This is a genomic window from Candidatus Brevundimonas phytovorans, from assembly GCA_029203145.1.
Lineage (GTDB): Bacteria > Pseudomonadota > Alphaproteobacteria > Caulobacterales > Caulobacteraceae > Brevundimonas > Brevundimonas phytovorans.
In genome coordinates this window covers 1,482,241-1,503,459 of record CP119309.1, presented here as the reverse complement: position 1 = coordinate 1,503,459, position 21,219 = coordinate 1,482,241, and the positions used below count along the sequence as shown (strand labels likewise).

Genomic DNA, 21,219 nt, shown 5'->3' with positions numbered 1-21,219 from the left:
CAATGGCAGAGAGTTCAAGCGGAGGCGGCAACGCCGGACTGGCCTTCATCGTCGGCGGCCTGGTGGTCGTGGTGGCGGTTCTGGCCTGGTTCCTGTTGGGTCGCGGGGGCGCGCCCGAGACAAAGAATGTCGATGTCGACGTCAAACTGCCCGAGGTGTCGGCCCCGGCCGTGCCGAGCGGCCAATAGGAGGGCGGACATGACCGATCCCAATATCCCGCCCTCTGACGGCGTGGCGTCTGATCGCGTGGTGCATCAGACGACGATCAATACCGCTCCGCCCCAGCGAAAGGGCGGCGGCGCCTTGGCCTTCATCGTCGGCGGTCTGATCGTGGCCGTGGCCGTGATCGGCTGGGTTCTCTATTCCGATGGGCGGCCGATGGCCCCGCCGGAGCGGCCGGAGGTCAATCTGGACATCAATGTCCCGGCGCCCAAGCTGCCGGAGGCGCCGCGTCTGCCCGATGTGCCGCGGCCAGCCGAACCGCCGACGGTCACGGCGCCGACCCCGGAGCCCGCGACCTGACGCTGACCTGTCGGTTGAGAAGTTTCGTCGTCGCCAAAGCCCTCATCCCGGCCATCGCCGGGATGAGGGAGTGAGTTGATGCCTATTTCAGCCGGTAGCTGATGGTGGTGACGACGCGGACCTTCTTGTTCAGGGAGGTGGCTTCGTCGCCGAAGCCGTCGCGGGGCAGGATTTCGAAGGAGCCCTGACCGGCCGACTTGATGGGGCCGAGCGGGGCGCCGGAGTCCTTGGCGAACTGGACCGCGCCGGTGCGGGCGGCGGCGGTGGCTTCGGCGATCATGACGGGCCGCACGTCGTTCAGCTTGGTGAAGATGTAGGACGGCCCCTGGAAGTCCTGCAGCACCACGCCCTGATGCACCAGATCATTGAGGTTGCGGGTCGTGGTCTGGACCCGGTCCACGTCATTGGTCCGCACGATGACGGTCTGGTTCAGGATGAAGCGGGGACCGCCGGTCTGGCTGGCGTATTCGCGCGAGCGGGTGTCGGCCACGCCGAGCTGGCCCAGATCGACCGAGGCGTCGGGATAGCCCTGAGCCTTGAGGAACTGGCGCACGATGGCCAGGTCGCCGTCGATGCGGGCCTGAACGTCCGACAGAACCTCGCCCGAGGCCGTGAAGCGGATGGGCAGGACGGCGAGGTCGGCCTTTACGTCCTTTTCCGCGAGGCCGCGCACGGTGACGGAGCGGTCGCCGGCGCGGGCGTTGACCACACCCTGACCGATCAGGGCGCCGCCGCCGATCAGGCCGATGGCCAGAAGTCCGCCGATGACGGCGGCGGGGATCAGGCGGTTGTCAGGGCTCATCGTTCTCTCCGGCAAAGCTGCGGTCGCCGCTCGCCCATTGCAGAGCCAGGACGCGGCAGGCCGAGGCGAGGGGGCGACGGCCGCGCCAGGCGTCGATGCGGATCAACAAGGCGGCGCGTCCGAGGTTCAGTTCAGCCCCGATGGCGTCCAGAACGGCCCAGAACTCTGGCTCCAGCGCCACTGAGGTGGCGTGGCCGGACAGGAGGACGGAACGCTTGGCGAGGCTGCTCACGGTTTAGCGGACGCCGACCATGATGATGTCGGCCTTGTTCGGCGCACCGTTGGTCAGGACCGAATGCCGGGTGTCGGTGGTGAAGCGCAAGACGCCGGCCGGGTCGCGGATTTCGGCGCGGACGGCATAGGTGTGGCGCGGGTCGATCTGGGCCTTGGGCGCCGACAGGGTGACGGCGTAGGGCGGGCCGCGGCCCTCCAGCGGCATGGTCGTTTCAGCCAGGACGCGTGCGGGGGCGTCCATCAGGCTGACATCCTCGAGCTTGACCGTCAGGACATGGCCGGGCGGCAGCAGGATGCGTTCGCGATAGGCGGCGGTGACTTCGATCGGGGTCGAACCGGACTCGGGGCCGGCGACACTGGAGCAGGCGGCGACCACCAGGGCCAGCGGGGCGATCAGCGGAAGAAAGCGCATGACGAAATGTCCTGTCTGAGGGAGCCAGCTTAGCAGAACGCGCCAGCAAGGCATAAGGCTGCAAGTTGGGGGCGGCGCTGTCGGGGAAGCGGTGATAACGAGGTTCCGGTTTCGTTTCCCTTGAGTCGCCGTTGAGGCCCGCCTGTGACCCAGTCTGCAAAGCTTCCCCTGTCGCCGGCCGCCCTGGCCCTGGCCGGGATCGGCGTCTGCGCCCTGATCTGGGGCACGACCTGGTATGCGATCACCTTCCAACTGGGGGCGGTCGATCCGGTGGTGTCGGTTGTGATGCGCTTCGCCATCGCGGCGGCGGTGCTGGCCCTGGTGGTCAAGGCGACGGGCGGCAAGCTGGCCATGACGCGGCCGCAGCACCTGATGGCCATGGGGCAGGGGCTGTTCTCGTTCTCGATCAGCTACGCCTTTGTCTATGCATCCGAGGAGAAGATCGCCTCCGCCGTGGTGGCGGTGATCTTTGCGGCCCTGGCCTTCCTCAACCTGATCCTGTTCCGCGTGGCCTCGAAGCAGAAGGCGGCGCCGGCCGCCTGGTTGGGCGCGGGCATGGGGGTGATCGGGGTGGCGGTGCTGTCGGGCGGCGAGGTCATGGGCGCCGGCTTGGGTCTGCACGCGGTCGAGGGCGTGACCTTCGCCGTGATCGCCGTCGTCGCCTCGGCATTCGGCAACTGGTTCGCCTGGAAGGGTCAGCAGGCGGGGGCTCAGGTCCTGCCCGGCACGGCCTGGGCCATGGCCTATGGCACGGGCGCGCTGGCGCTTTACGGGCTGGCGACCGGGGTGTCGTGGTCGGTGGCGTGGAGCCCGGCCTATGTGATCTCGCTGCTGTATCTATCTCTGTTCGGCTCGGTGATCGCGTTCGGGCTGTATTTCACCATCGCCCGAATGAGGGGCTTTGCCCTGGCCAGCTATGTCTCGGCCCTGACGCCGCCGATCGCCATGCTGGTGTCGGTGATGTTCGAGGGCGCGCGGTTCGGCTGGATCGCCCTCCTGGGGCTGGCCCTGGTGCTGGCGGGGCAGTTGTTCCTGATCCGGGCGCCGAAGCGGTCGGCGGCCTAGCTCTCAGGTTCATCCAGCTTGTGGCCGTCCAGACGGGCGGCGTCGCGGTCGCGTTCCGTCTGGGTGGTCAGGCGCTCGACCTTGGTGCGGCCAAACGCCAGGCGGTTGCCGTCGGCGGCGCGCTTGGCCTCAGCCTTGTCGCGGGCTTTGCGCGCCTTGTTCAGGTTGACGATCTCGCCCATCAGGCGTGGCCTCTGTCAGACGCGGGATGGACGGTCAGCGACATCGTGAGCTCCTGTGATCGACCATTGTGATGGACCCGAACGCGGCCTGGACCGTTTCACCATCACCCGCAATCAGTAATGGAGACAACCATGGTAAGCGCCTCGATGATCAAGGAACATCTCGAAGTCGTGGGTTCGGACGGCGGGCACGTCGGCCGGGTGGACCATGTGATGGGCGATCAGATCGAGCTGGCCAAGATGGATCTCGGCTCCGGCCTGAAGCACCATATGATCCCGGTCAGTTGGGTCGATCACGTCGATGAACACGTCCATCTGAACATGACCAAGGACGAAGCCAAGGCGCGCTGGGTCGTTAAGCACTAGGCCGCCTTACCGCGAATTTACCCGGGCCCCGCTGTCACAGGCGGGGCCTTTTCGCCATATCAGGGGCGTTGCGCGATCTCGCGCCGGGGAGACGACCTTGATCCGACTGATCCTGAACCTGCTGTGGTTCTTCCTGGGCGGCTTTGTTTCTGGGCTGGCCTGGCTGTTCGGAGGGCTGTTGCTGGCCCTGACGGTGGTGGGCCTGCCGTGGGCGTTCGCGGCCTGGCGGATCGCCAGCTATTCCTTCTGGCCGTTCGGGCGCGAGATCGTCTGGCGTGATCCCAATCCCGCCGATCTGGGAGCGGGTTGCCTCGGTCTGGGGCTGAACGTGATCTGGCTGGTGCTGGCGGGCTGGTACATCGCCCTGGCCCATATCCTGATCGCCGTGCCGCAGTTCGTCAGCCTGATCGGCATCCCCTTTGCGCTGAAGAACGTCGAGCTGGCCAAGCTGTCGCTGGCCCCCGTGGGGCGGACGATCAGGGACAAGCGCTGACCTCAGTGAGAGCGTCATTAGGCTTTCGAGCGCGTCTGAAGCCAAAGGACTGGACCCCGGCCTCCGCCGGGGTGAGCGGGGAAACAAAAAACGCCGGTCAGGGCGAACCTGACCGGCGCTATGTCTAGTGTGTCGCTCAGTCTCAGCCCGGCGAGATCATCTTTTCGGGGCGGACGGCCTCGTCGAACTCGGCGTCGGTCAGGTAGCCGCCGCCGACGGCTTCCTGGCGCAGGGTGGTGCCGTTCTTGTGGGCGGTCTTGGCGATCTTGGCGCAGGCGTCGTAGCCGAGCTTGCCGTTCAGGGCCGTGACCAGCATCAGCGAGTTGTTCAGGCCGCGCTCGATGTTGTCGACGCGCGGCTCGATGCCGACGACGCAGTTGTCGGTGAAGCTGATGGCCGCGTCGGCGACCAGTCGGACCGACTGCAGGAAGTTGTAGGCCATGACCGGGTTGTAGACGTTCAGCTCGAAGTGGCCTTGCGAGCCGGCGAACGACAGGGCGGCGTTGTTGCCGAACACCTGGGCGCAGACCTGCGTCAGGGCTTCGCACTGGGTCGGATTGACCTTGCCCGGCATGATCGACGAGCCCGGCTCGTTTTCCGGCAGGGCCAGTTCGCCCAGACCCGAACGCGGGCCGGAACCGAGGAAGCGGATGTCGTTGGCGATCTTGAACAGCGAGGCGGCGACCGTGTTGATCGCGCCGTGGCTGAAGACCATGGCGTCGTGGGCGGCCAGGGCTTCGAACTTGTTCGGCGCCGTGGTGAAGGCCAGGCCGGTGATGGCGGCGATGTTGGCGGCGACCTTTTCAGCGAAGCCGATGGGGGCGTTCAGGCCGGTGCCGACGGCGGTGCCGCCCTGGGCCAGTTCCATCAGCTTGGGCAGGGTCTGCTCGATGCGCTCGATGCCGTTGGCGACCTGTTGCGCATAGCCGCCGAACTCCTGACCGAGGGTCAGGGGGGTCGCGTCCTGGGTGTGGGTGCGGCCGATCTTGATGATGTGGGCCCAGGCCTTGGACTTGGCGTCCAGGGCGGCGTGCAGGTGCTTCAGCGCGGGCAGCAGGTCGTTGACCACCTGTTCGGCGCAGGCGACGTGCATGGCCGTCGGATAGGTGTCGTTCGACGACTGGCTCATGTTGACGTGGTCGTTGGGGTGGACCGGCTTCTTGGAGCCCATCTCGCCGCCCAGCATCTCGATGGCGCGGTTCGAGATCACCTCGTTGGCGTTCATGTTCGACTGGGTGCCCGAACCCGTCTGCCAGACGACCAGCGGGAAGTGGTCGTTCAGCTTGCCTTCGATGACCTCATTGGCGGCGGCGATGATGGCGTCGGCCAGCTTGGCGTCCAGCTTGCCCAGATCGCGGTTGGTCTCGGCGGCGGCGCGCTTGACGATGCCCAGGGCGCGGACGACCGGCAGGGGCATCTTTTCCCAGCCGATCTTGAAGTTGCCGAGCGAACGCTGGGCCTGTGCGCCCCAGTAGCGGTCCGAGGCGACCTCGATGGGGCCGAAGGTGTCGGTTTCGATACGGACGTTGCTCATGGCGCTGCGCTTCTCATCAGACGTGGCGGGAGGATGCCGGGCGGTGTAGCACGCAGACGCGGCGGGGCAAGATCGGCCCGACCATTGGCTAAAGGAGCGAGCGCACGTGGAAGGCTGGATCGGGACAGGCAAGGTGCGCGGGCGAGAGGTCGGCGACACGGTCGAGATCACCATCGACGGCCTGACCACTCAGGCCAAATACTACAAGCCCCTGGCCTATGAGTTCTTTCGCAAGGAATGGAGCGCGCGGCCGTCCTGGGGCGACTATGTCGTCGAGATCCGCATGGAGCACGTCGGCGACGCGCCGTGGATGGACCTGGACAACCTGGCCAAGGCCCTGCTGGACGCCATCAAGGGCTATTTGTTCCACGACGACAGCCAGGTGGCGCGGCTGCTGGTCGAACGGAATGAAGGCGAACGCGAGCGGATCACCATCCGGGTGTTTCCGAGGACATAGGGGCGCCGGCGGCGTCCACCGAAGGGTTGCCGAAGCTTAACTTGCCGGATCATCCGCCCCGGCTACCGTCGATATCTTCTCGGGGAGATCGTCGATGCGTGGCCTTGCCGCTGTCCTGTTGTTGCTGTCGGCGTCGCCCGCGTGGGCCGAGACGCAGACCTGGGTTCTCTCGGTTGATCGATGGGGCAATGCCGAACGGAGCACGCTGAAGCTTGAGGACAAAGGCGACCTGCTTTCGGGTCGGTTGAACGACCTGGCGGTCGAGGGGCGGCGTGAGGGGGATCGCCTCGTCTTCACCGCTGTGGACTCTGACGGCGGCCGCTATCGCTTTGAGGCGTCGCAGGCGGGCAATGTCCTGTCCGGCTGGGCCGACTACCCCGACACCAACACGCCCGAGGCGCGCGCCAGGCACGCCTTCACCGCGCAACGGCTGGAAATCCCCGCCGGTCCGCCGCAACGGCGCACCTATGACCCCGAAACCTTCTCCAACGCCTTCACGGCAGAGCGGGCGCCGGTCATGGTGATCCGTCCGGGCGACATCATCGCCACGCGCACGATCGATTCCGGCGGCGTCGATGAGCACGGCCGCACCGTGGCCCTCTATGGCAATCCGCAGACGGGGCCATTCTTCGTCGCCGGGGCCAATCCCGGCGATGTCCTGGCTGTCCACATCCGAAAGTTGGCGCTGAACCGGGACTACGCCGACAGCCTGGACGGCTTCACCAGCAGCGCGATGCCGCTGAGGCTGGCTGCGCGGTCGGCTGACCTGGGCCAGCGGGTGCGGTGGCGACTGGATCGCGCCGCCGGAACGGCCCGGCTGGAGAATCCGCCCGCCGGATTGAAGGACTATGTTGTTCCGGTGCGACCGATGCTGGGCGGCGTCGGCGTGGCGCCCGACTTCGGCTTCGCGCCCTTCTCGGCCGGCGATACCGGCCGTTTTGGCGGCAATATGGACTTCAACCAGGTCGGACAGGGCGCGACTCTCTATCTGCCGGTCTATCAGCCGGGGGCTCTGCTTTTCCTCGGTGACGGGCACGCGCTTCAGGGCGATGGCGAGACCACCCAGTGGGCGCTGGAGACCTCGCTGGACGTGGAGTTCAGCGTGGAGGTTTTGCCGGCCCGTCCGCTTTCCAGCCCGCGTGTCGAAACCGCGGACGCGATCACGGTCATTGGTCAGGCCGGTTCACTGGATGAGGCGGTGCGCGCGGCGACAGGCTCTATGGTCCAGTGGCTGGAGCAGGACTACGGCCTCAGCCTCTCGGAGGCGTCCTTGATCCTGGGAACGGCGGCGGAATACAGGGTTGTCACGCTGGCGGGCCGCAACGCGGGGATGGCGCTCAGTCTTGATAAGGCGCGACTGCGAGACCTGCCCAAAAAGCCAGGGGAATAGAGGGGCGGCGTCGCCGCTCTCACGCTATGAGGAGACAAACAAAAAGGCCGGGGTGTGAACCCCGGCCTTTTCCATTTCAGCCTATGGCCGTCGATCAGCCGCGCTGTTCGATCGGCACGTAGTCGCGCTGCGTCGGGCCGGTGTAGAGCTGACGCGGGCGACCGATCTTCTGCGAGGGATCGGCCATCATTTCCTGCCACTGCGAGATCCAGCCCACGGTGCGGGCCAGGGCGAACAGGACGGTGAACATGGTGGTCGGGAAGCCCATCGCCGACAGGGTGATGCCCGAATAGAAGTCGACGTTCGGGAACAGCTTGCGCGAGGTGAAGTACTCGTCCGACAGGGCGACGCGCTCCAGTTCCTTGGCGACCTGGAACAGCGGGTCGTTCTCGCGGCCCGTGGCGGCCAGCACTTCATAGGCCGACTGCTGCATGACCTTGGCGCGCGGATCGTAGTTCTTGTACACGCGGTGGCCGAAGCCCATCAGCTTGTACTTCTTGTCCTTAACGCCCTGAATGAACTCGGGAATACGGTCCGGCGTGCCGATTTCCTTGAGCATGTTCAGCGCCTCTTCGTTGGCGCCGCCGTGCGACGGGCCCCACAGGCAGGCGATGCCGGCTGCGATACAGGCGAAGGGGTTGGCGCCCGACGAGCCGGCCAGACGGACGGTCGAGGTCGAGGCGTTCTGCTCGTGGTCGGCGTGCAGGGTGAAGATGCGGTCCATGGCGCGAACCAGGGCCGGATCGACCACATAGTCCTCGGCCGGAACGGCGAAGCACATGCGCAGGAAGTTCTCGGCGTACGACAGGTCGTTGCGCGGCGAGATGAAGGGCTGGCCGACGTGGTACTTGTAGGCGCGGGCGGCGATCGTGGGCATCTTGGCGATCAGGCGGATGGCCGAGATGTCGCGCTGCACCGGATCATGGATGTCCAGGCTGTCGTGATAGAAGGCCGACAGGGCGCCGACGGTGCCGACCATGATCGACATGGGGTGAGCGTCGCGGCGGAAGCCTTCGAAGAAGCGGTCGAACTGAGCGTGCAGCATGGTGTGCCGCGTAATGCTCTCTTCGAACTTCTCATATTGCGCTGCGGTCGGCAGTTCGCCGTGCAGCAGCAGGTGGCAGACTTCGATGAAGTTCGACTGCGAGGCCAGCTGGTCGATCGGATAGCCGCGGTGCAGCAGGACGCCTTCGTCGCCGTCGATGAAGGTCAGGGCGCTTTCGCACGCCGCCGTCGAGGTGAAGCCGGGGTCAAAGGTGAAGGCCCCGGTCGCGCCGTACAGCTTGCGGATGTCGACGACGTCCGGTCCGGTGGAGCCCGAAAGGACGGGAAGTTCCACGGTCTTGTCGCCGTAGGCGAAGGTCGCCGTGCCGGCGGGTTTAGCTTGTTCAGTCATCTAGGCCCCTTGTTCTTCTTCCGGCCGGGCGCGGGGAGGCGTCCAGTCTGCATGGTTATGGGTGATCACTTAGTCTGTTGCAGCGCATCATCCAAGCGCCCGAGACCTTCGTCGCGGCCCAGGGCGGCAAGAATTCGCGCAATGTCCGGCGAGACGGAGCCGCCGGTGAGGGCGCCGCGCATGGAAGGCCCTATTTTTCCGAAGCCTACACCTTCTTCCTCGGCGAAAGCCTTAAGCTCGGCTTCGAGGGCGAAAACGTCCCAGCTCTGGAAAAGACGGAGCCGTTCACGGAGTCGTGAAAGTCGGTCGCGGCCTTCGCCGGTCAGCAGACCCACGGTTTTCTCGTCCAGCGCGAGCGGACGCGCCTTCAGCACGAAGTCGGTCTGGGCCGCCAGATCGACAATGGTCTTGGCGCGATCCTTGACGAAGGGCATGGCGCGCAGCAGGCGGGACTCGTCGTCGGGTTGCAGGGCGCGACCCTTGGTCAGGTGGGCGTCGAGGGTCAGCTTGGCCAGACGGTCGTCGTCGGCCAGACGAATCCAGTGGGCGTTGACGTGGGCCAGCTTGTCGAAGTCGAGGCGGGCGGGCGCCTTGCCGACGCCGGGCAGGTCGAACCACTCCAGCGCCTGTTCATCGCTGAACAGTTCGTCGTCGCCGTGCGCCCAGCCCAGACGCGCCAGATAGTTGCGCATGGCCTCGGGCAGATAGCCCATTTCGGCGTATTCATGGACCGCCTGGGCCCCGTGGCGCTTCGACAGCTTGGCGCCGTCGGGGCCGTGGATCAGCGGGATGTGGGCGAAGGTCGGGCGGGCCCAGCCGAGCGCGTCATAGATCAGGCTCTGGCGGGCGGCGTTGTTCAGATGGTCGTCGCCGCGAATGACGTGGGTCACGCCCATGTCGTGGTCGTCCACCACCACGGCCAGGTTATAGGTCGGCGCGCCGTCCGAGCGCAGGATGACCAGATCGTCCAGCGACCCTGAATCCCAGCGCACCGGGCCCTGAACTGCATCCTCGACCAGGACGGAGGTGTCCAGCGGGCGGCGGAAGCGAACGGTGAAGGGCTTGGCCAGATCGTCGACGCTCGGCTCACGGTCGCGCCAGGGCGAGACGAATTCGCGACCCTCGGCCTTGGCCTGATCGCGTAGCGCGCCGGTTTCCTCGGCGGTCAGGAAGTCGCGGTAGGCGTGGCCCGAGGCCAGCAACTGCTCGGCGACCTCGCGGTGACGGTCGGCGCGGGCGAACTGGAAGACGGGCTCTTCGTCGCCGAAGAGCTCCAACCAGGACAGGCCGTCGAAGATGGCCTTGACCGCCTCGTCGGTCGAGCGTTCGCGGTCCGTGTCCTCGACGCGGATCAGGAATTTCCCGCCCCGGCTCTTGGCGTAGAGCCAGTTGAATAACGCGGTTCTCGCCCCGCCGATATGGAGGTAGCCTGTGGGCGAGGGGGCGAAGCGGGTGACGACAGTCGAGGAAGGGGAGGTCATAACAAGGGGTCCGTTGCGGAGGCCCTTATACGCCCGCGCGCGCCAAAGCGAAGCCTTGCCGGACGGGTTCTTGACGGCGTTCGTGCCGAAGTCGCGGACCAGACGGATCGTTGGCGGCTGTGGGCGCCGGTCTTCTTTGGCGGCGGATGCGCGACCTATTTCGCTTTGAAGAGCGAACCGGCGACTTGGCCGCTGATACTGGCGGCGGTGCTGGCCTTCGCCGTTTGGCTGGCGGCGCGACGGTTCGGGCTGGCGCGGCGGTGGACCCTGATCCTGTTGATGCTGGCCTGTCTGTGCGGCGGGGCGGCGGCGGCCAAGCTGAGGACCGAGGCCGTCAGCGGGCCGATTGCGCCGGCCTTGGCCGAGCCGACTGTGGTCGAGGCCTGGGTCATGGATGTCGAGAGTCCCGGCGAGCGCGGCGCGCGAATCGTCGTGGCGCCGGTGCGGATCAGGGGGCTGGCGCCCGAGGCGACGCCGGTGCGGCTGCGGGCCACGGTGCGGGGCGAGCCGCCCGCGCCGGGGGAGGCGGTGCGGCTGTTCGGCAATCTGAACCCGCCGCCGTCGCCGGCTAGTCCGGGGGCCTATGATTTTGGCCGCAACGCCTATTTCCAGGGCATGGGCGGGACGCTGTTCGCCCTGGGCCAGACGCGGCCGACGGTGCTGGCCGAGCCGCCGTGGCGAGTGCGGATGGCGATGAAGATCAATGCCGCCCGCTATGCCCTGGCGCAGCGGATCGTGGCGCGGCTGGGCGAGCGGACCGGCGGGATCGCCGCCGCCATGACCACGGGGCACGAGACGTGGATCGGGCGCGAGGATCTGGACGCCATGCGCGATTCCGGGCTGGCGCACATCCTGTCGATCTCGGGCCTGCACATGGCCATTGTCGGGGGCTTTGTCTTCTTTGGGGTTCGACTGGGCGTGGCGGCCTGGCCGTGGCTGGCGCTCAGGGTGTCGGGCAAGAAGGTGGCGGCGGTCGCGGGCCTGATTGCGGTCGGGACCTATCTGGTGGTGTCGGGGGCGCCGCCGCCGGCGGAGCGGTCGGCCATCACCGCCTCCATCGCCTTTTTCGCCATCCTGCTGGATCGACAGGCGGTGACCATGCACGCCCTGGCGGTCGCGGCCTTTGCGGTGCTGTTGCTGCAGCCCGAGGCCATCGTCACGCCGGGGTTCCAGATGTCGTTTGCGGCGACGGCGGCCCTGGTGGCGCTGGCCGAGGTCTGGCCGCGCCGGATCAAGGAGATTTCGGCGCCCTGGCCGATCGTGGCGGCGCAGCGCCTAGGAAGCTGGCTGCTGATCGCCTGCACCGCCAGTCTGGTGGCGGGCATGGCGACCGGGCCGTTCGCCATGCAGCATTTCAACCGCACCGCCGTCTATGGCCTGATCGCCAATCTGGCCACCTCGCCGGTCGCGGACTTCATCCTGATGCCGGCGCTGGCGCTGGGGGCCGCGCTGGAGCCGCTGGGGCTGGGCGCGCCTTTCCTGTGGCTGGCGGGCAAGGGCGTCGAGATGATGCTGGCCATCGGCCACTGGACGGCGGGTCTGCCGGGCGCGGTGCAGACGGTGGCCAGCGCCCCGGCGGCGGCCTTGCCGGTCGCCTTTATCGGCATCCTTTTCATCTGCCTGTGGCGGGGAAGGCTGCGCTGGCTAGGCCTGCCGTTGGCGGCGGCGGTGCTGATCTGGCCGCGCCCGGCTGCGCCCGATCTGTGGATCGGCGATGGCGGGACCAATGCGGCCTGGCGGCAGGTGGATGCGGCGGTTGTGGCAAGGCCCGGCGTAAGGCAGTTCGCGGCGGACCTGTGGTCGCGGCGGCGCGGGCTGGAACTGACGCCGAGGCCGGAGGCGGGCTGGACCTGCAAGCGGTCCTTCTGCGCGCCGGAAGCACCTGAGGCCGGGCCGGTCGCGCTTTGGTGGGGCAAGAAGGCGCCGTCGGCGGAGCAACTGGACGTTCTGTGCCGGTCGGCGGCAGTCGTCAGCAGCCGCGCCGAACTGCCGTCGCTGCCGGCCTCATGCGCCGGGCGGCTGGTGCTGGACGGCGTGGACTATGGGCGCGGCGGCTCGGTCGAGCTGTGGCGCGTCGGCGCGGGCTGGAAGGCGGTGTGGGCGGCTGACGTGCGGGGGCAGAGGCCCTGGACGCGTCAGGCCGATCCCGACTTCAGTGATAGCGGCGGATGAGGCCGACCAGCTTGCCCTGAACCGCGACCTGATCCGAGCCGTAGATCTTGGTCTCGTAGTTGCGGTTGGCGGGCTCCAGAGCGATGGAGGCGCCCTTCTTGCGCAGGCGCTTCAGCGTGGCCTGTTCGCCTTCGACCAAGGCTACCACGATCTCGCCGGACGAGGCGTCGGCGGTCGATTTGATGATGACCATGTCGCCGTTGAGGATGCCGGCCTCGATCATCGAGTCGCCCTCGATCTCGAGCAGATAGTGTTCGCCCGCGCCCAGCATGGCTTCCGGCACCGGATAGCGGGCGGTCTCATGCTCGATGGCGTCGATGGGGGTGCCCGCCGCGATCTTGCCCATCAGGGCCAGTTCGCGGCTGTCGTTGGCGGGCTCAGCCGCCTTGGGGCGACCGCCGCCCTCGATGACGCCGGGCTTGAAGCCCGCATGGCCGCGCGGCGCGCCTGCGGTGGCCTGTTCCGGCAGCTTGGTCACTTCCAGCGCGCGGGCGCGGTGGGCCAGGCGGCGGATGAAGCCGCGCTCCTCCAGCGCCGTGATCAGGCGGTGGATGCCCGACTTGGACGCCAAATCCAGCGCCTCCTTCATCTCGTCGAAGGAGGGCGAGACGCCCGTTTCCTGAATCCGTTCGTGAATGAACATCAGGAGTTCGTGCTGCTTCTTGGTGAGCATGGGCGCAAGGCTTCCAGAACAAGGCGTGAACCGTTGTCGATGTTCTGTAAGTGTTCTTGCTGAATGTCAACTCGGCCGCATTGAGCGGGCGTTGCCGCTCAATGCGGCCTCTCTGGATGTCGCGTAAGGGTGGGAAGTCGGCATCATTCGAAGGCAGCGGGAACTTGGAAGAACGTCAGCTCATAGTCGATGCTGTCCAAGCCTGGTTCATCGTTGAAATGCACTTCAAACGCCCGCTCGGGATAATCGGCAGCGAGTTTCAGCTGATATAGATAGCTTAGCCGGAGCGCCTCAAGGTCTGCTACGGTCGAAAGCGGACATTTACCGCTCAGCCGATATCCGACATTAGCCCAACGACAGCAGGGCCTTGGTCGCAGCCTCCACGTCGTGCTGACGCATCAGGCTTTCGCCGACGAGGATGGCCTGGGCGTGGGCGTCGGCGACGCGCTGGACATCGTCAGGCGTGAAGATGCCGCTTTCGGCGACCAGCAGGGCCTTGACCGGGCTGAGCATGGACAGGCGCTCGGTGGCGTCGAGGTCGACCTCGAAGGTGCGCAAGGACCGGTTGTTGACGCCGACCAGATCACCCCCGAGCGCGCAGGCGCGGGCCATTTCGGACTCGTCGTGGGTCTCGATCAGGGCGTCCATGCCGAAGCGCTCGGCCTCGGCCAGCAGGTCGGCGGCCAGGGCGTCATCCACCATGGCGAGGATGATGAGGATGCAGTCGGCGTCCAGGGCGCGGCTCTCGGCCACCTGCCAGGGATCGACCAGGAAGTCCTTGCGCAGGCAGGGCAGGGCGACCGCGTCGCGCGCGGCGACGAGGAAGGCGTCGTCGCCCTGGAAGCTGGGACCGTCGGTCAGGACGGACAGGCAGGTGGCGCCGCCGCGCTCATAGGCTTTGGCGAGAGCCGGCGGGTCGAAGTCGGCCCGGATCAGGCCCTTGGACGGGCTGGCCTTCTTGATCTCGGCGATCAGGGCCGGGCGGCCGGTGTCCTCGGCCTTGCGTTCCAGAGCGGCGCGGAAGCCGCGCGGGGCCGAGGCTTCACGGGCGAGGGCCTCGATGGCGTCCTGAGAGGTGGCGGCCTTGCGGGCGGCCACGTCGTCGCGCTTGTAGGCGGCGATCTTCGCCAGAACGTCGGTCATGCGGCCTCGGGGTCGATAGGGGTGTTGGTGACGCGCACCAGGGTTTCCAGCGCGCGGGCGGCGCGGCCGTCGTCGATGACGGCGGCGGCCAGTTCGGCGCCTTCACGCAGGTCGGCGGCGCGGTCGGCCACGACCAGGGCGGCGGCGGCGTTCAGCACGACGATGTCGCGATAGGGGCCGCGCTCGCCCGCCAGCAGGGCCGTCAGCGCGGCGGCGTTGTGCTCGGCGTCGCCGCCGCGCAGGTCGTCCAGCGTCGCCAGCGGCAGTCCGGCGTCGGCGGGGGTGACGGTGAAGCGGCGGACGGCGCCGTCCTTCCACTCGGCCACCTCGGTCGGGCCTGTGGTGGTCAGTTCGTCCAGACCCTGACCATGGACGGTCCAGGCGCGCCGGGCGCCGAGACGGCCCAGCACCTCGGCCAGAGGCTCCAGCAGGGCGGGATCATAGACGCCCATGACCTGACGGTTTGCATGGGCTGGATTACAAAGCGGCCCCAGAAGGTTGAAGACCGTACGGAAACCGATCTCGGCCCGCACCGGGCCGACGTGGCGCATGGCCCCGTGATAGGTGGGGGCGAACAGGAAGGCGATGCCGGCCTGATCCAGGGCGCGGGCCTGTTGCGGGACGGTGGCGTCGAGGTTGACGCCCAGAGCGGCCAGCACGTCGGACGAGCCGGACTTGGAACTGATGGCGCGGTTGCCGTGCTTGGCGACCTTGAGCCCTGCGCCCGCCAGGACGAAGGCGGCGGCGGTCGAGACATTATAGGTGTGCTGGCCGTCGCCACCGGTGCCGCAGGTGTCGATCACCTCATCAAACGGATGATCCAGCGACAGGGCGGCGTCGCGCATGGCGGTGGCGAAGGCGACGATCTCGTCCACCGTTTCGCCGCGGATGCGCAGGGCGGTGACGGCGGCGGCGACCTGGGACGGGGTCGGTTCGCCGCGCAGGCAGGCGGAGAAGAAGGCATGGGCCTCGTCCGGCGTCAGGACGCGCCCGTCCACCAGCTTGCCCAGCAGAGGCTTGAAACCATCCATGGCGTCAGACCGTGGCCAGACGCTTGACGCCCGCCAGATCGAGGAAGTTGGCGATCATGTCATGGCCATGCTCGGTGGCGATGGATTCCGGGTGGAACTGCACGCCGTGGATCGGCCGGGTGCGGTGGGCCAGACCCATGATCTCGCCGTCGGCGGTCCAGGCGGTGACTTCCAGCTCATCCGGCAGGGTTTCGCGACGCACGGCCAGCGAGTGATAGCGGGTGGCGGTGAAGGGCGAGGGCAGGCCGGCGAAGACGCTGCGGCCCTCATGCAGGATCGGCGAGGTCTTGCCGTGCATCAGGGTCTTGGCGCGGATGACGTCGCCGCCGAAGGCCTGACCGATGGCCTGATGGCCCAGGCAGACGCCGAAGATGGGCATGTCCAGCGGCGCGGTCGTGATCAGGGGCAGGCAGATGCCCGCCTGATCCGGGGCGCAGGGACCGGGCGACAGCAGCACGGCCTCGGGCTTCAGCGCCCAGGCTTCTTCCACCGTCAGGTCGTCGTTGCGGACGACATGCGTCTGGGCGCCCAACTCCGCGAGGTAGTGGACGAGGTTGTAGGTAAAGCTGTCGTAGTTATCGACGACGAGGATCATGACAGGGTTCTTAAGGTGGGAGGGACGACGCGCCAAGCGAAGGCGGGAGGAAAGCGGACGTTAAGCTGTCCGCGCGATACAGGAGCATCGCCATCGGAAGAAATCCGTCTTGACCCGCTTAGAAGCCATCCGCGACGCCCAGGCCCTGCTCGATGAGCCGGCCACAGAGCAACCCAAGCCGCTGCGCCTGCTGGCGGCGGCGGCCTTCGCCGCGACGGCGGCGGTGATGCTGGCGGGGACCATGGTCGTGGGCCCCGGCGTGTCGTTCGACCAGGGCTCCACGGTTTCCAATCCTTAGATCTTGCCGTCGGCGCCCTGGCCACGCGTGGTCGCGTTGAATCGCCACGCGTCCTCGGCCGCCTTCATCGGAGCGCGAGCCTTGGCCAGGGTTTCGGCGTATTCGGCGGCAGGGTCGCTGTCGGCCACGACGCCGGCGCCGGCCTGAACGAAGATCTGGTTCTGGGCGAACATGGCGGTGCGCAGGACGATGCAGATGTCCGCCTCGCCATTGGCCGAGATATAGCCCACGCCGCCGCCATAGCCGACGCCGCGCTTCTCGGTTTCCAGTTCGTCGATGATCTCCATGGCCCTTACCTTGGGCGCGCCCGACAGGGTGCCGGCGGGAAGCGCCGCCAGCAGCGTGTCCACGGCGTCCAGCCTGGGATCAGCGGCGCCGTGCACGTTGGAGACGATGTGCATGACTTGGCTGTAGCGCTCGACGACGAAGCTTTCCGTCACCTCGACCGAGCCGGGCGATGAAACGCGGCCCACGTCGTTGCGGCCCAGATCGAGCAGCATCAGGTGCTCAGCGCGCTCCTTGGGATCAGCCAGAAGCTCGGCTTCCAGCGCCTTGTCAGCCTCGGGCGTGGCGCCGCGCGGGCGGGTGCCGGCCAGCGGGCGGATAGTGACGCGACCGTCCTTCAACCGGACCAGGATTTCCGGGCTGGAGCCGGCCAGCTGGAAATCGACATAGTCGAGGAAGAAGAGATAGGGCGACGGGTTGCCGCGACGCAGCGAGCGATAGAAGGCGAACGGGTCCTGGCTCCACGGCGCCGAGAAGCGGTGCGCCAGCACGACCTGGAAGATGTCGCCAGCGGTGATGTAGTCCTTGGCCCTGGCGACCATGGCGTCGAAGCCAGCGGCGTCGACGGGGGTGTGGAAGTCGGGCGCGGGCGCCGGCTCGGCTTCGCGCTGGATCGGCAGCGGGCTGCGCAGGCGCTCAACGAAATCGTCGAGGCGGGCGATGGCGGCGTTGAACGCGGTGTCGGGATCAGCGGCGCTATCGGGATAGGCGGCGGCGATCAGGACGATCTCGTGCTTCACCGAATCGAAGATGGCGACCAGCGACGGGCGCGCCATGACGGCGTCGGGCAGGTTCAGCGGGTCGGGGTTGGCCGGGCCCAGCGGCTCCAGCAGACGCACCATGTCATAGCCGAAGACGCCGAACAGACCGGCGGCCATGGGCGGCAGGTCGTCGGGCAGGTCGAACCGGGTGGCGGCGATCAGGGCGCGCAGGGACTCCAGCGCGGGCCGGTCTTCGGGCGTGAAGCGATCGGCCAGGACCGCCTCGCCGCGCGCCATCTCGGCCTGGCCGTCGCGGCAGCGCCAGACGACGTCGGGGGCCAGGGTGACGATTGAGTAGCGACCGTTGACGGCGCCGCCTTCGACCGACTCCAGCAGGCTGGCGTAGGGCCGCCCGTGCCCGACCTTGAGGAAGGCCGAGACGGGCGTCTCCAGGTCGTCGATCAAGCGGCGAACGACGACCTGGGGGCGGCCTGAGGTCAGGCCAGTGACAAACGCGGTGCGTTCAGCTTCCTGTCCGACGCCCTGGCTCATTTCTTGGCAGGCGCGGGGACCGGAGCCGCCGGAGCGGCTGCCGGGGCTTCGATGCCCAGGGCGGCGATGGCGGCGGCCGGGTCGTTCTTGGCTTTCACGCGGGCGGCGCCGGCGTTGAAGCTTTGCTCGACCATGGCGTTAGCCAGCTCCTGGGTCAGGCGCGGACGGACCTGCTCGACCAGCGGGGCGGCCAGGGCCGGCACGGCGCCGTGGATGGCGTCGACGTGGCCGACGACAAAGCCGGTCTGGGTCTGGCCGGTGAAGACCTGGCCCTTGCCTTGGCCGAACAGGCCGCGCAGGACGCCTTCGCCCAGTTGCGTCTGGCTTTCACGGCTCTGCTGGACGGCGGTGCGGGTCGTCAGCTGGGCGCCGACCGAGGCGGCGACCTTGGCGATGTCCTCGCCGCCGCGCACGCGTTGGGCCAGTTCCTCGGCCTTGGCCGAGAGGCGACGGGCGTTCTCCCGCATGGTCCATTGCTGGGCCAGGGGGGCGCGAACCTCGGCCAGGGTCGGCAGGGCGGACGGGCGAATGTCGTCGACGCGGACGGCGAAATACTGGCCTTCGCCGGCGTCAATGATGTCGCTCTCGCCGCCCTTGGACAGGGCATAGGCCTGTTCGAAGATCTGACGCGGGGCGTTGATAGGCTGACCGTCGGGCAGGCGGCCCTCGGCGGTGAAGGGCGGCAGCTGGATCAGGCGGGCGCCGACGGCCTGAGCCGCATCGGCCAGGTTCTTGCCGTCCTGACGGGCCTTCTCGTACTGCTCGACCTTGGCGTAGGTCGCGCCCTTGACGTCTTCGGCGCGCAGTTCCTCGACCAGAGCGCTGCGGACGCTTTCCAGCGTGGCCGGCGCGCCGGCGGTGACGGCGGTGACCTTGGCGACCGTGAAGCCGAGACGGCTCTGGATCGGGTTGGAGACCTGATTGGCGGGCAGGGCGAAGACGGCGGCGCCCACGGCCGGGTCGCCCACGGCGCTCTGCGGCGTGTCGTTGTAGTTGCTGGCCTCGATCTTGTTGGCGGCGGCGACTTCGGCCGGCGTCTTGCCGGCGCGCAGGTCGGCGGCGATGCGGTCGGCGGCGGCCTTGGTCGGCGCCGTCAGGGTGACGAAGGTGCGCTTCTCGGCGTTCGACAGGGCGGCCTTGCGGAACTCGAAGCGCTCACGGATGCGCTCCTCGGTGATCGGCGTCGGCTGGCTGTTGGGGCCCGGATTGAACAGCACGATCGAGACCATGCGGAATTCGGGACGGCGCAGTTGGGCGGCGTTCTCGTTGATGAAGGCGGTCAGTTGGGCGTCGGTGGGCGCCGGAGTCGATCCCGCCATGGCCTGGGTCACATCGAACCAGCGACCGTCGCGGGTCTCCAGCGCCTGACCGGCGAGCAGGGCGCCATAGATGCGCGGCACGCGGGCGCCGGCGAAGACAGCGGCGCCGAACTGGCTGGCGACGTACTGGTCGCGCAGGTCCTGTTCCAGCATTTCCGAGGTCAGGCCCTGGGCGGCGAGCGCCTGTTCATAGCGGTCCTGATCAAACTGGCCGCTGACCTGATTGAAGAAGGCCGGGATCTGGCGGATTTCCTTCAGCACCAGCTCCTTGCCGGGGCGGATGCCGGCGTTCCAGGCCCAGGCGAGGAAGCCCATGCGTTGGGTCTGGCTTTCCAGATACTGGGTGTGGATGTTCTCCTTGACCATGTCCTCGAAGGACACGGGGCGACCGGCCTGCTCCTGCAGGTTGTTACGCACCCGCTCGAAGTCGGCGCGGAACTGCTGGGCGCCGACGCTGCGGTCGCCGGCGTCGATGACGTGCTTCGGACCGAGGTTGGAGAAGACATCCGACTGAGCGCCCACGATCAGGAAGCTGAGGATGATCAAGGCGAACAGGCCCGCAGCCCATTTCGACTTGGAGAAGTTGCGGAACAGCGTGATCATCGAGAAAGAACCTGACGAGGGCCGGCGTCAAAGGGGCGCCACGCTCGCCTATACGGGCAGTCCCTAGGGCGCCGCAAGCGGACGCACCCCAACATCTTGGCTTCCGCGACAACGGGACCTAAACAAGCCGCATGAAACAATCTGCGAAGCTGGTCGCCGGCAACTGGAAAATGAACGGCCTGGGCGCGAGCCTGGGCGAGGCTGAAGCCCTGGCGAAAGCCTTGCAGGAACAGGCTGCGGCTTGCCGCGTGGCCCTGTGCCCGCCCGCGACGCTGACGGAGCGGATGGCGCGCGCCCTGGCGGGCGGCTCGGTCGAACTGGGCGGGCAGGACTGCCATGCCGAAGCCTCGGGCGCCTTCACCGGGTCGGTGTCCGCCGCCATGCTGGTCGATGCTGGGGCCAGCCTGGTGATTCTGGGGCACTCGGAGCGCCGCGCAGGATTTGGCGAGACCGACGCCGATGTCGCCGCCAAGGTCGAGGCCGCTCTGGCCGCCGGTCTGGAGCCCATCATCTGCATCGGCGAGACCCTGGCCGAGCGCGAAGCCGGGGAGGCGGTCGAGGTGGTCAGCCGTCAGGTCGCCGGTTCGCTGCCGTCGTCGCTGGCGGGCAAGGCCTTCGCCGTGGCCTATGAACCGGTCTGGGCCATCGGCACCGGCCTGACGCCGACGCTGGAACAGATCGAGGAAGTCCACGCCGCCGTCCGCGCCGCCATGGTCGCCAGGCTGGGCGAGGGCGGTCGCGTCGCGCCGATCCTTTATGGCGGCTCGGTCAAGCCGTCGAACGCGGCGGAAATCCTGGCTGTGGCGGAGGTGGGCGGCGCCCTGGTCGGCGGGGCGTCGCTGAAGGCCGAGGACTTCCTGGGCATTGTCCGCGCCGTCTAGGCGAGGATTTCGCGCCACATTTCGTTCGGCGTTTGCCCCGGTCCCGCATCGGTGTTAGACGCCGCCGCTTGATCGGCGCATCTGCGCGCCCACATGATTGACACCATGCTCCAGACCATCTTGCTCGTCGCCATGATCCTGATCTCGGTCGCTTTGACGGCCGTGATCCTGCTGCAACGCTCTGAGGGCGGGGCCCTGGGCATGGGCGGAGGCCCGTCGGGCTTCATGACCGCGCGCGGCGCGGGCAACCTGCTGACGCGGGCCACGTCGATCCTGGCCGTCGCCTTCTTCGTCTGCGCCATCAGCCTGACCATCGCCGGCAACTTCGCCCGCGGTTCGCGTTCGGTGATCGACGCCGACGCCGTGGGCGCCATCGCGGTCGGCAATGAGCAGCCGGCGGCGCCGGCTGAACAGGCCGCCCCGACACCGGCCGCTCCCGCGGCGCCCTCGCTGGACGATCTGGAAGCCAGCCTTCCGGCCTCCGCGGCTCCGGCCCCCGCGCCGGCGCAATAGGCCCCCGACAGCTAAGAAATCCCGGAAAGCGCGCCGCAGGGCGCGCTTTCTTCTTATGTTCAACAGATGTTTTGCGTCGGGCCATGCTCCCGCCGCGAATCATGGAGTAAGGTGTCCGC

General features: G+C 67.9%; 24 protein-coding genes. 11 read left to right on the top strand and 13 right to left on the bottom strand.

Translation table 11 applies throughout. The annotated features are described in order from the left end of the window. Positions 1-2 precede the first annotated feature (2 nt). A complete protein-coding gene (locus P0Y52_07215) occupies positions 3-188 on the top strand; it encodes a hypothetical protein (protein WEK59322.1) in 186 nt (61 codons plus the stop codon). Positions 189-198: 10 nt separating this feature from the next. After that, a complete protein-coding gene (locus P0Y52_07210) occupies positions 199-522 on the top strand; it encodes a hypothetical protein (GenBank protein WEK59321.1) in 324 nt (107 codons plus the stop codon). A gap of 82 nt (positions 523-604) precedes the next feature. Here P0Y52_07210 and P0Y52_07205 read toward each other — a convergent pair whose 3' ends face one another. From P0Y52_07205 to P0Y52_07195, 3 genes are read right to left on the bottom strand one after another with little or no spacing between them, the layout of a single operon-like run. Further along, entirely contained in the window at positions 605-1,324 is a 720-nt protein-coding gene (locus P0Y52_07205; protein ID WEK59320.1) for an SIMPL domain-containing protein, read from the bottom strand. Further along, a complete protein-coding gene (locus tag P0Y52_07200) occupies positions 1,314-1,556 on the bottom strand; it encodes a ribbon-helix-helix domain-containing protein (protein WEK59319.1) in 243 nt (80 codons plus the stop codon). Before P0Y52_07200 ends, P0Y52_07205 begins: the two co-directional genes overlap by 11 nt. A 3-nt stretch (positions 1,557-1,559) precedes the next feature. Further along, entirely contained in the window at positions 1,560-1,970 is a 411-nt protein-coding gene (locus tag P0Y52_07195; GenBank protein ID WEK59318.1) for a YbaY family lipoprotein, read from the bottom strand. 144 nt (positions 1,971-2,114) lie between these two features. Here P0Y52_07195 and P0Y52_07190 point away from each other — a divergent pair, with 144 nt between their 5' ends. Continuing rightward, positions 2,115-3,035 (top strand): EamA family transporter, encoded by a 921-nt coding sequence (locus P0Y52_07190; GenBank protein WEK59317.1) that lies wholly within the window; start codon positions 2,115-2,117, stop codon positions 3,033-3,035. Here P0Y52_07190 and P0Y52_07185 read toward each other — a convergent pair. Next, positions 3,032-3,217 (bottom strand): DUF4169 family protein, encoded by a 186-nt coding sequence (locus P0Y52_07185; GenBank protein ID WEK59316.1) that lies wholly within the window; start codon positions 3,215-3,217, stop codon positions 3,032-3,034. The genes P0Y52_07190 and P0Y52_07185 overlap by 4 nt on opposite strands. Before the next feature lie 132 nt (positions 3,218-3,349). Here P0Y52_07185 and P0Y52_07180 point away from each other — a divergent pair, with 132 nt between their 5' ends. Beyond that, positions 3,350-3,583, top strand: a complete 234-nt coding sequence (locus P0Y52_07180; protein ID WEK59315.1) for a DUF2171 domain-containing protein — start codon at positions 3,350-3,352, stop codon at positions 3,581-3,583. A gap of 97 nt (positions 3,584-3,680) precedes the next feature. Continuing rightward, a complete protein-coding gene (locus P0Y52_07175; protein ID WEK59314.1) occupies positions 3,681-4,076 on the top strand; it encodes a YccF domain-containing protein in 396 nt (131 codons plus the stop codon). A gap of 142 nt (positions 4,077-4,218) precedes the next feature. On the opposite strand, the gene fumC is transcribed toward P0Y52_07175, so the two are convergent. Further along, positions 4,219-5,610, bottom strand: coding sequence for a class II fumarate hydratase (fumC, locus tag P0Y52_07170; GenBank protein ID WEK59313.1), 1,392 nt, complete (start codon positions 5,608-5,610; stop codon positions 4,219-4,221). Between the two features lie 106 nt (positions 5,611-5,716). Here fumC and P0Y52_07165 point away from each other — a divergent pair, with 106 nt between their 5' ends. Together P0Y52_07165 and P0Y52_07160 are read left to right on the top strand one after the other, a co-directional pair. Further along, entirely contained in the window at positions 5,717-6,067 is a 351-nt protein-coding gene (locus P0Y52_07165) for a RusA family crossover junction endodeoxyribonuclease (protein WEK59312.1), read from the top strand. Positions 6,068-6,161: 94 nt separating this feature from the next. Next, a complete protein-coding gene (locus P0Y52_07160) occupies positions 6,162-7,457 on the top strand; it encodes an acetamidase/formamidase family protein (protein WEK59311.1) in 1,296 nt (431 codons plus the stop codon). A gap of 94 nt (positions 7,458-7,551) precedes the next feature. On the opposite strand, the gene gltA is transcribed toward P0Y52_07160, so the two are convergent. Together gltA and gltX are read right to left on the bottom strand one after the other, a co-directional pair. Further along, positions 7,552-8,853 carry a citrate synthase gene (gene gltA, locus P0Y52_07155; protein WEK59310.1) on the bottom strand — a complete coding sequence of 434 codons (1,302 nt, stop codon included), beginning with the start codon at positions 8,851-8,853 and terminating at the stop codon, positions 7,552-7,554. Positions 8,854-8,918: 65 nt separating this feature from the next. Further along, a complete protein-coding gene (gltX, locus tag P0Y52_07150) occupies positions 8,919-10,334 on the bottom strand; it encodes a glutamate--tRNA ligase (GenBank protein WEK59309.1) in 1,416 nt (471 codons plus the stop codon). Positions 10,335-10,499: 165 nt separating this feature from the next. Between gltX and P0Y52_07145 the strand changes: the two genes are divergently transcribed. Continuing rightward, complete coding sequence (locus tag P0Y52_07145; GenBank protein ID WEK59308.1) at positions 10,500-12,506, top strand: ComEC/Rec2 family competence protein; 2,007 nt, start codon at positions 10,500-10,502, stop codon at positions 12,504-12,506. Here P0Y52_07145 and lexA read toward each other — a convergent pair. From lexA to P0Y52_07125, 4 genes are all read right to left on the bottom strand, one after another. Beyond that, positions 12,487-13,179, bottom strand: coding sequence for a transcriptional repressor LexA (gene lexA, locus P0Y52_07140; protein WEK59307.1), 693 nt, complete (start codon positions 13,177-13,179; stop codon positions 12,487-12,489). The two genes, P0Y52_07145 and lexA, sit on opposite strands and share 20 nt — an antisense overlap. A 345-nt stretch (positions 13,180-13,524) precedes the next feature. Beyond that, complete coding sequence (gene trpC / locus P0Y52_07135; protein ID WEK59306.1) at positions 13,525-14,322, bottom strand: indole-3-glycerol phosphate synthase TrpC; 798 nt, start codon at positions 14,320-14,322, stop codon at positions 13,525-13,527. Then, on the bottom strand, positions 14,319-15,353 hold the full coding sequence (trpD, locus tag P0Y52_07130; GenBank protein WEK59305.1) for an anthranilate phosphoribosyltransferase: 1,035 nt from the start codon (positions 15,351-15,353) through the stop codon (positions 14,319-14,321). Before trpD ends, trpC begins: the two co-directional genes overlap by 4 nt. Before the next feature lie 4 nt (positions 15,354-15,357). Further along, on the bottom strand, positions 15,358-15,948 hold the full coding sequence (locus P0Y52_07125) for an aminodeoxychorismate/anthranilate synthase component II (protein ID WEK59304.1): 591 nt from the start codon (positions 15,946-15,948) through the stop codon (positions 15,358-15,360). A gap of 109 nt (positions 15,949-16,057) precedes the next feature. On the opposite strand from P0Y52_07125, the gene P0Y52_07120 reads away from it, so the two are divergent. Then, positions 16,058-16,246: a hypothetical protein gene (locus P0Y52_07120; protein WEK59303.1), complete on the top strand. Its 189-nt coding sequence runs from the start codon at positions 16,058-16,060 to the stop codon at positions 16,244-16,246. Here P0Y52_07120 and trpE read toward each other — a convergent pair. Both trpE and P0Y52_07110 read right to left on the bottom strand, forming a co-directional pair. Continuing rightward, positions 16,243-17,784 (bottom strand): anthranilate synthase component I, encoded by a 1,542-nt coding sequence (gene trpE / locus P0Y52_07115; protein WEK59302.1) that lies wholly within the window; start codon positions 17,782-17,784, stop codon positions 16,243-16,245. The genes P0Y52_07120 and trpE overlap by 4 nt on opposite strands. Then, positions 17,781-19,706 (bottom strand): SurA N-terminal domain-containing protein, encoded by a 1,926-nt coding sequence (locus P0Y52_07110; GenBank protein ID WEK59301.1) that lies wholly within the window; start codon positions 19,704-19,706, stop codon positions 17,781-17,783. The genes trpE and P0Y52_07110 overlap by 4 nt, the downstream gene beginning before the upstream one ends. 131 nt (positions 19,707-19,837) lie before the next feature. Between P0Y52_07110 and tpiA the strand changes: the two genes are divergently transcribed. Further along, on the top strand, positions 19,838-20,587 hold the full coding sequence (gene tpiA / locus P0Y52_07105; GenBank protein ID WEK59300.1) for a triose-phosphate isomerase: 750 nt from the start codon (positions 19,838-19,840) through the stop codon (positions 20,585-20,587). A gap of 93 nt (positions 20,588-20,680) precedes the next feature. After that, positions 20,681-21,100 carry a preprotein translocase subunit SecG gene (secG, locus tag P0Y52_07100; protein WEK59299.1) on the top strand — a complete coding sequence of 140 codons (420 nt, stop codon included), beginning with the start codon at positions 20,681-20,683 and terminating at the stop codon, positions 21,098-21,100. Positions 21,101-21,219: the final 119 nt, after the last annotated feature.

What these genes read in the sequence shown, in the direction of transcription:
- P0Y52_07215 (WEK59322.1), top strand. Translation starts at nt 3, where the DNA reads ATGGCAGAGAGTTCAAGCGGAGGCGGCAACGCCGGACTGGCCTTCATC.
- P0Y52_07210 (WEK59321.1), top strand. Translation starts at nt 199, where the DNA reads ATGACCGATCCCAATATCCCGCCCTCTGACGGCGTGGCGTCTGATCGC.
- P0Y52_07205 (WEK59320.1), bottom strand. Translation starts at nt 1,324, where the DNA reads ATGAGCCCTGACAACCGCCTGATCCCCGCCGCCGTCATCGGCGGACTT.
- P0Y52_07195 (WEK59318.1), bottom strand. Translation starts at nt 1,970, where the DNA reads ATGCGCTTTCTTCCGCTGATCGCCCCGCTGGCCCTGGTGGTCGCCGCC.
- P0Y52_07185 (WEK59316.1), bottom strand. Translation starts at nt 3,217, where the DNA reads ATGGGCGAGATCGTCAACCTGAACAAGGCGCGCAAAGCCCGCGACAAG.
- P0Y52_07180 (WEK59315.1), top strand. Translation starts at nt 3,350, where the DNA reads ATGGTAAGCGCCTCGATGATCAAGGAACATCTCGAAGTCGTGGGTTCG.
- fumC (WEK59313.1), bottom strand. Translation starts at nt 5,610, where the DNA reads ATGAGCAACGTCCGTATCGAAACCGACACCTTCGGCCCCATCGAGGTC.
- P0Y52_07160 (WEK59311.1), top strand. Translation starts at nt 6,162, where the DNA reads ATGCGTGGCCTTGCCGCTGTCCTGTTGTTGCTGTCGGCGTCGCCCGCG.
- gltA (WEK59310.1), bottom strand. Translation starts at nt 8,853, where the DNA reads ATGACTGAACAAGCTAAACCCGCCGGCACGGCGACCTTCGCCTACGGC.
- gltX (WEK59309.1), bottom strand. Translation starts at nt 10,334, where the DNA reads ATGACCTCCCCTTCCTCGACTGTCGTCACCCGCTTCGCCCCCTCGCCC.
- lexA (WEK59307.1), bottom strand. Translation starts at nt 13,179, where the DNA reads ATGCTCACCAAGAAGCAGCACGAACTCCTGATGTTCATTCACGAACGG.
- trpC (WEK59306.1), bottom strand. Translation starts at nt 14,322, where the DNA reads ATGACCGACGTTCTGGCGAAGATCGCCGCCTACAAGCGCGACGACGTG.
- trpD (WEK59305.1), bottom strand. Translation starts at nt 15,353, where the DNA reads ATGGATGGTTTCAAGCCTCTGCTGGGCAAGCTGGTGGACGGGCGCGTC.
- P0Y52_07125 (WEK59304.1), bottom strand. Translation starts at nt 15,948, where the DNA reads ATGATCCTCGTCGTCGATAACTACGACAGCTTTACCTACAACCTCGTC.
- trpE (WEK59302.1), bottom strand. Translation starts at nt 17,784, where the DNA reads ATGAGCCAGGGCGTCGGACAGGAAGCTGAACGCACCGCGTTTGTCACT.
- P0Y52_07110 (WEK59301.1), bottom strand. Translation starts at nt 19,706, where the DNA reads ATGATCACGCTGTTCCGCAACTTCTCCAAGTCGAAATGGGCTGCGGGC.
- tpiA (WEK59300.1), top strand. Translation starts at nt 19,838, where the DNA reads ATGAAACAATCTGCGAAGCTGGTCGCCGGCAACTGGAAAATGAACGGC.
- secG (WEK59299.1), top strand. Translation starts at nt 20,681, where the DNA reads ATGATTGACACCATGCTCCAGACCATCTTGCTCGTCGCCATGATCCTG.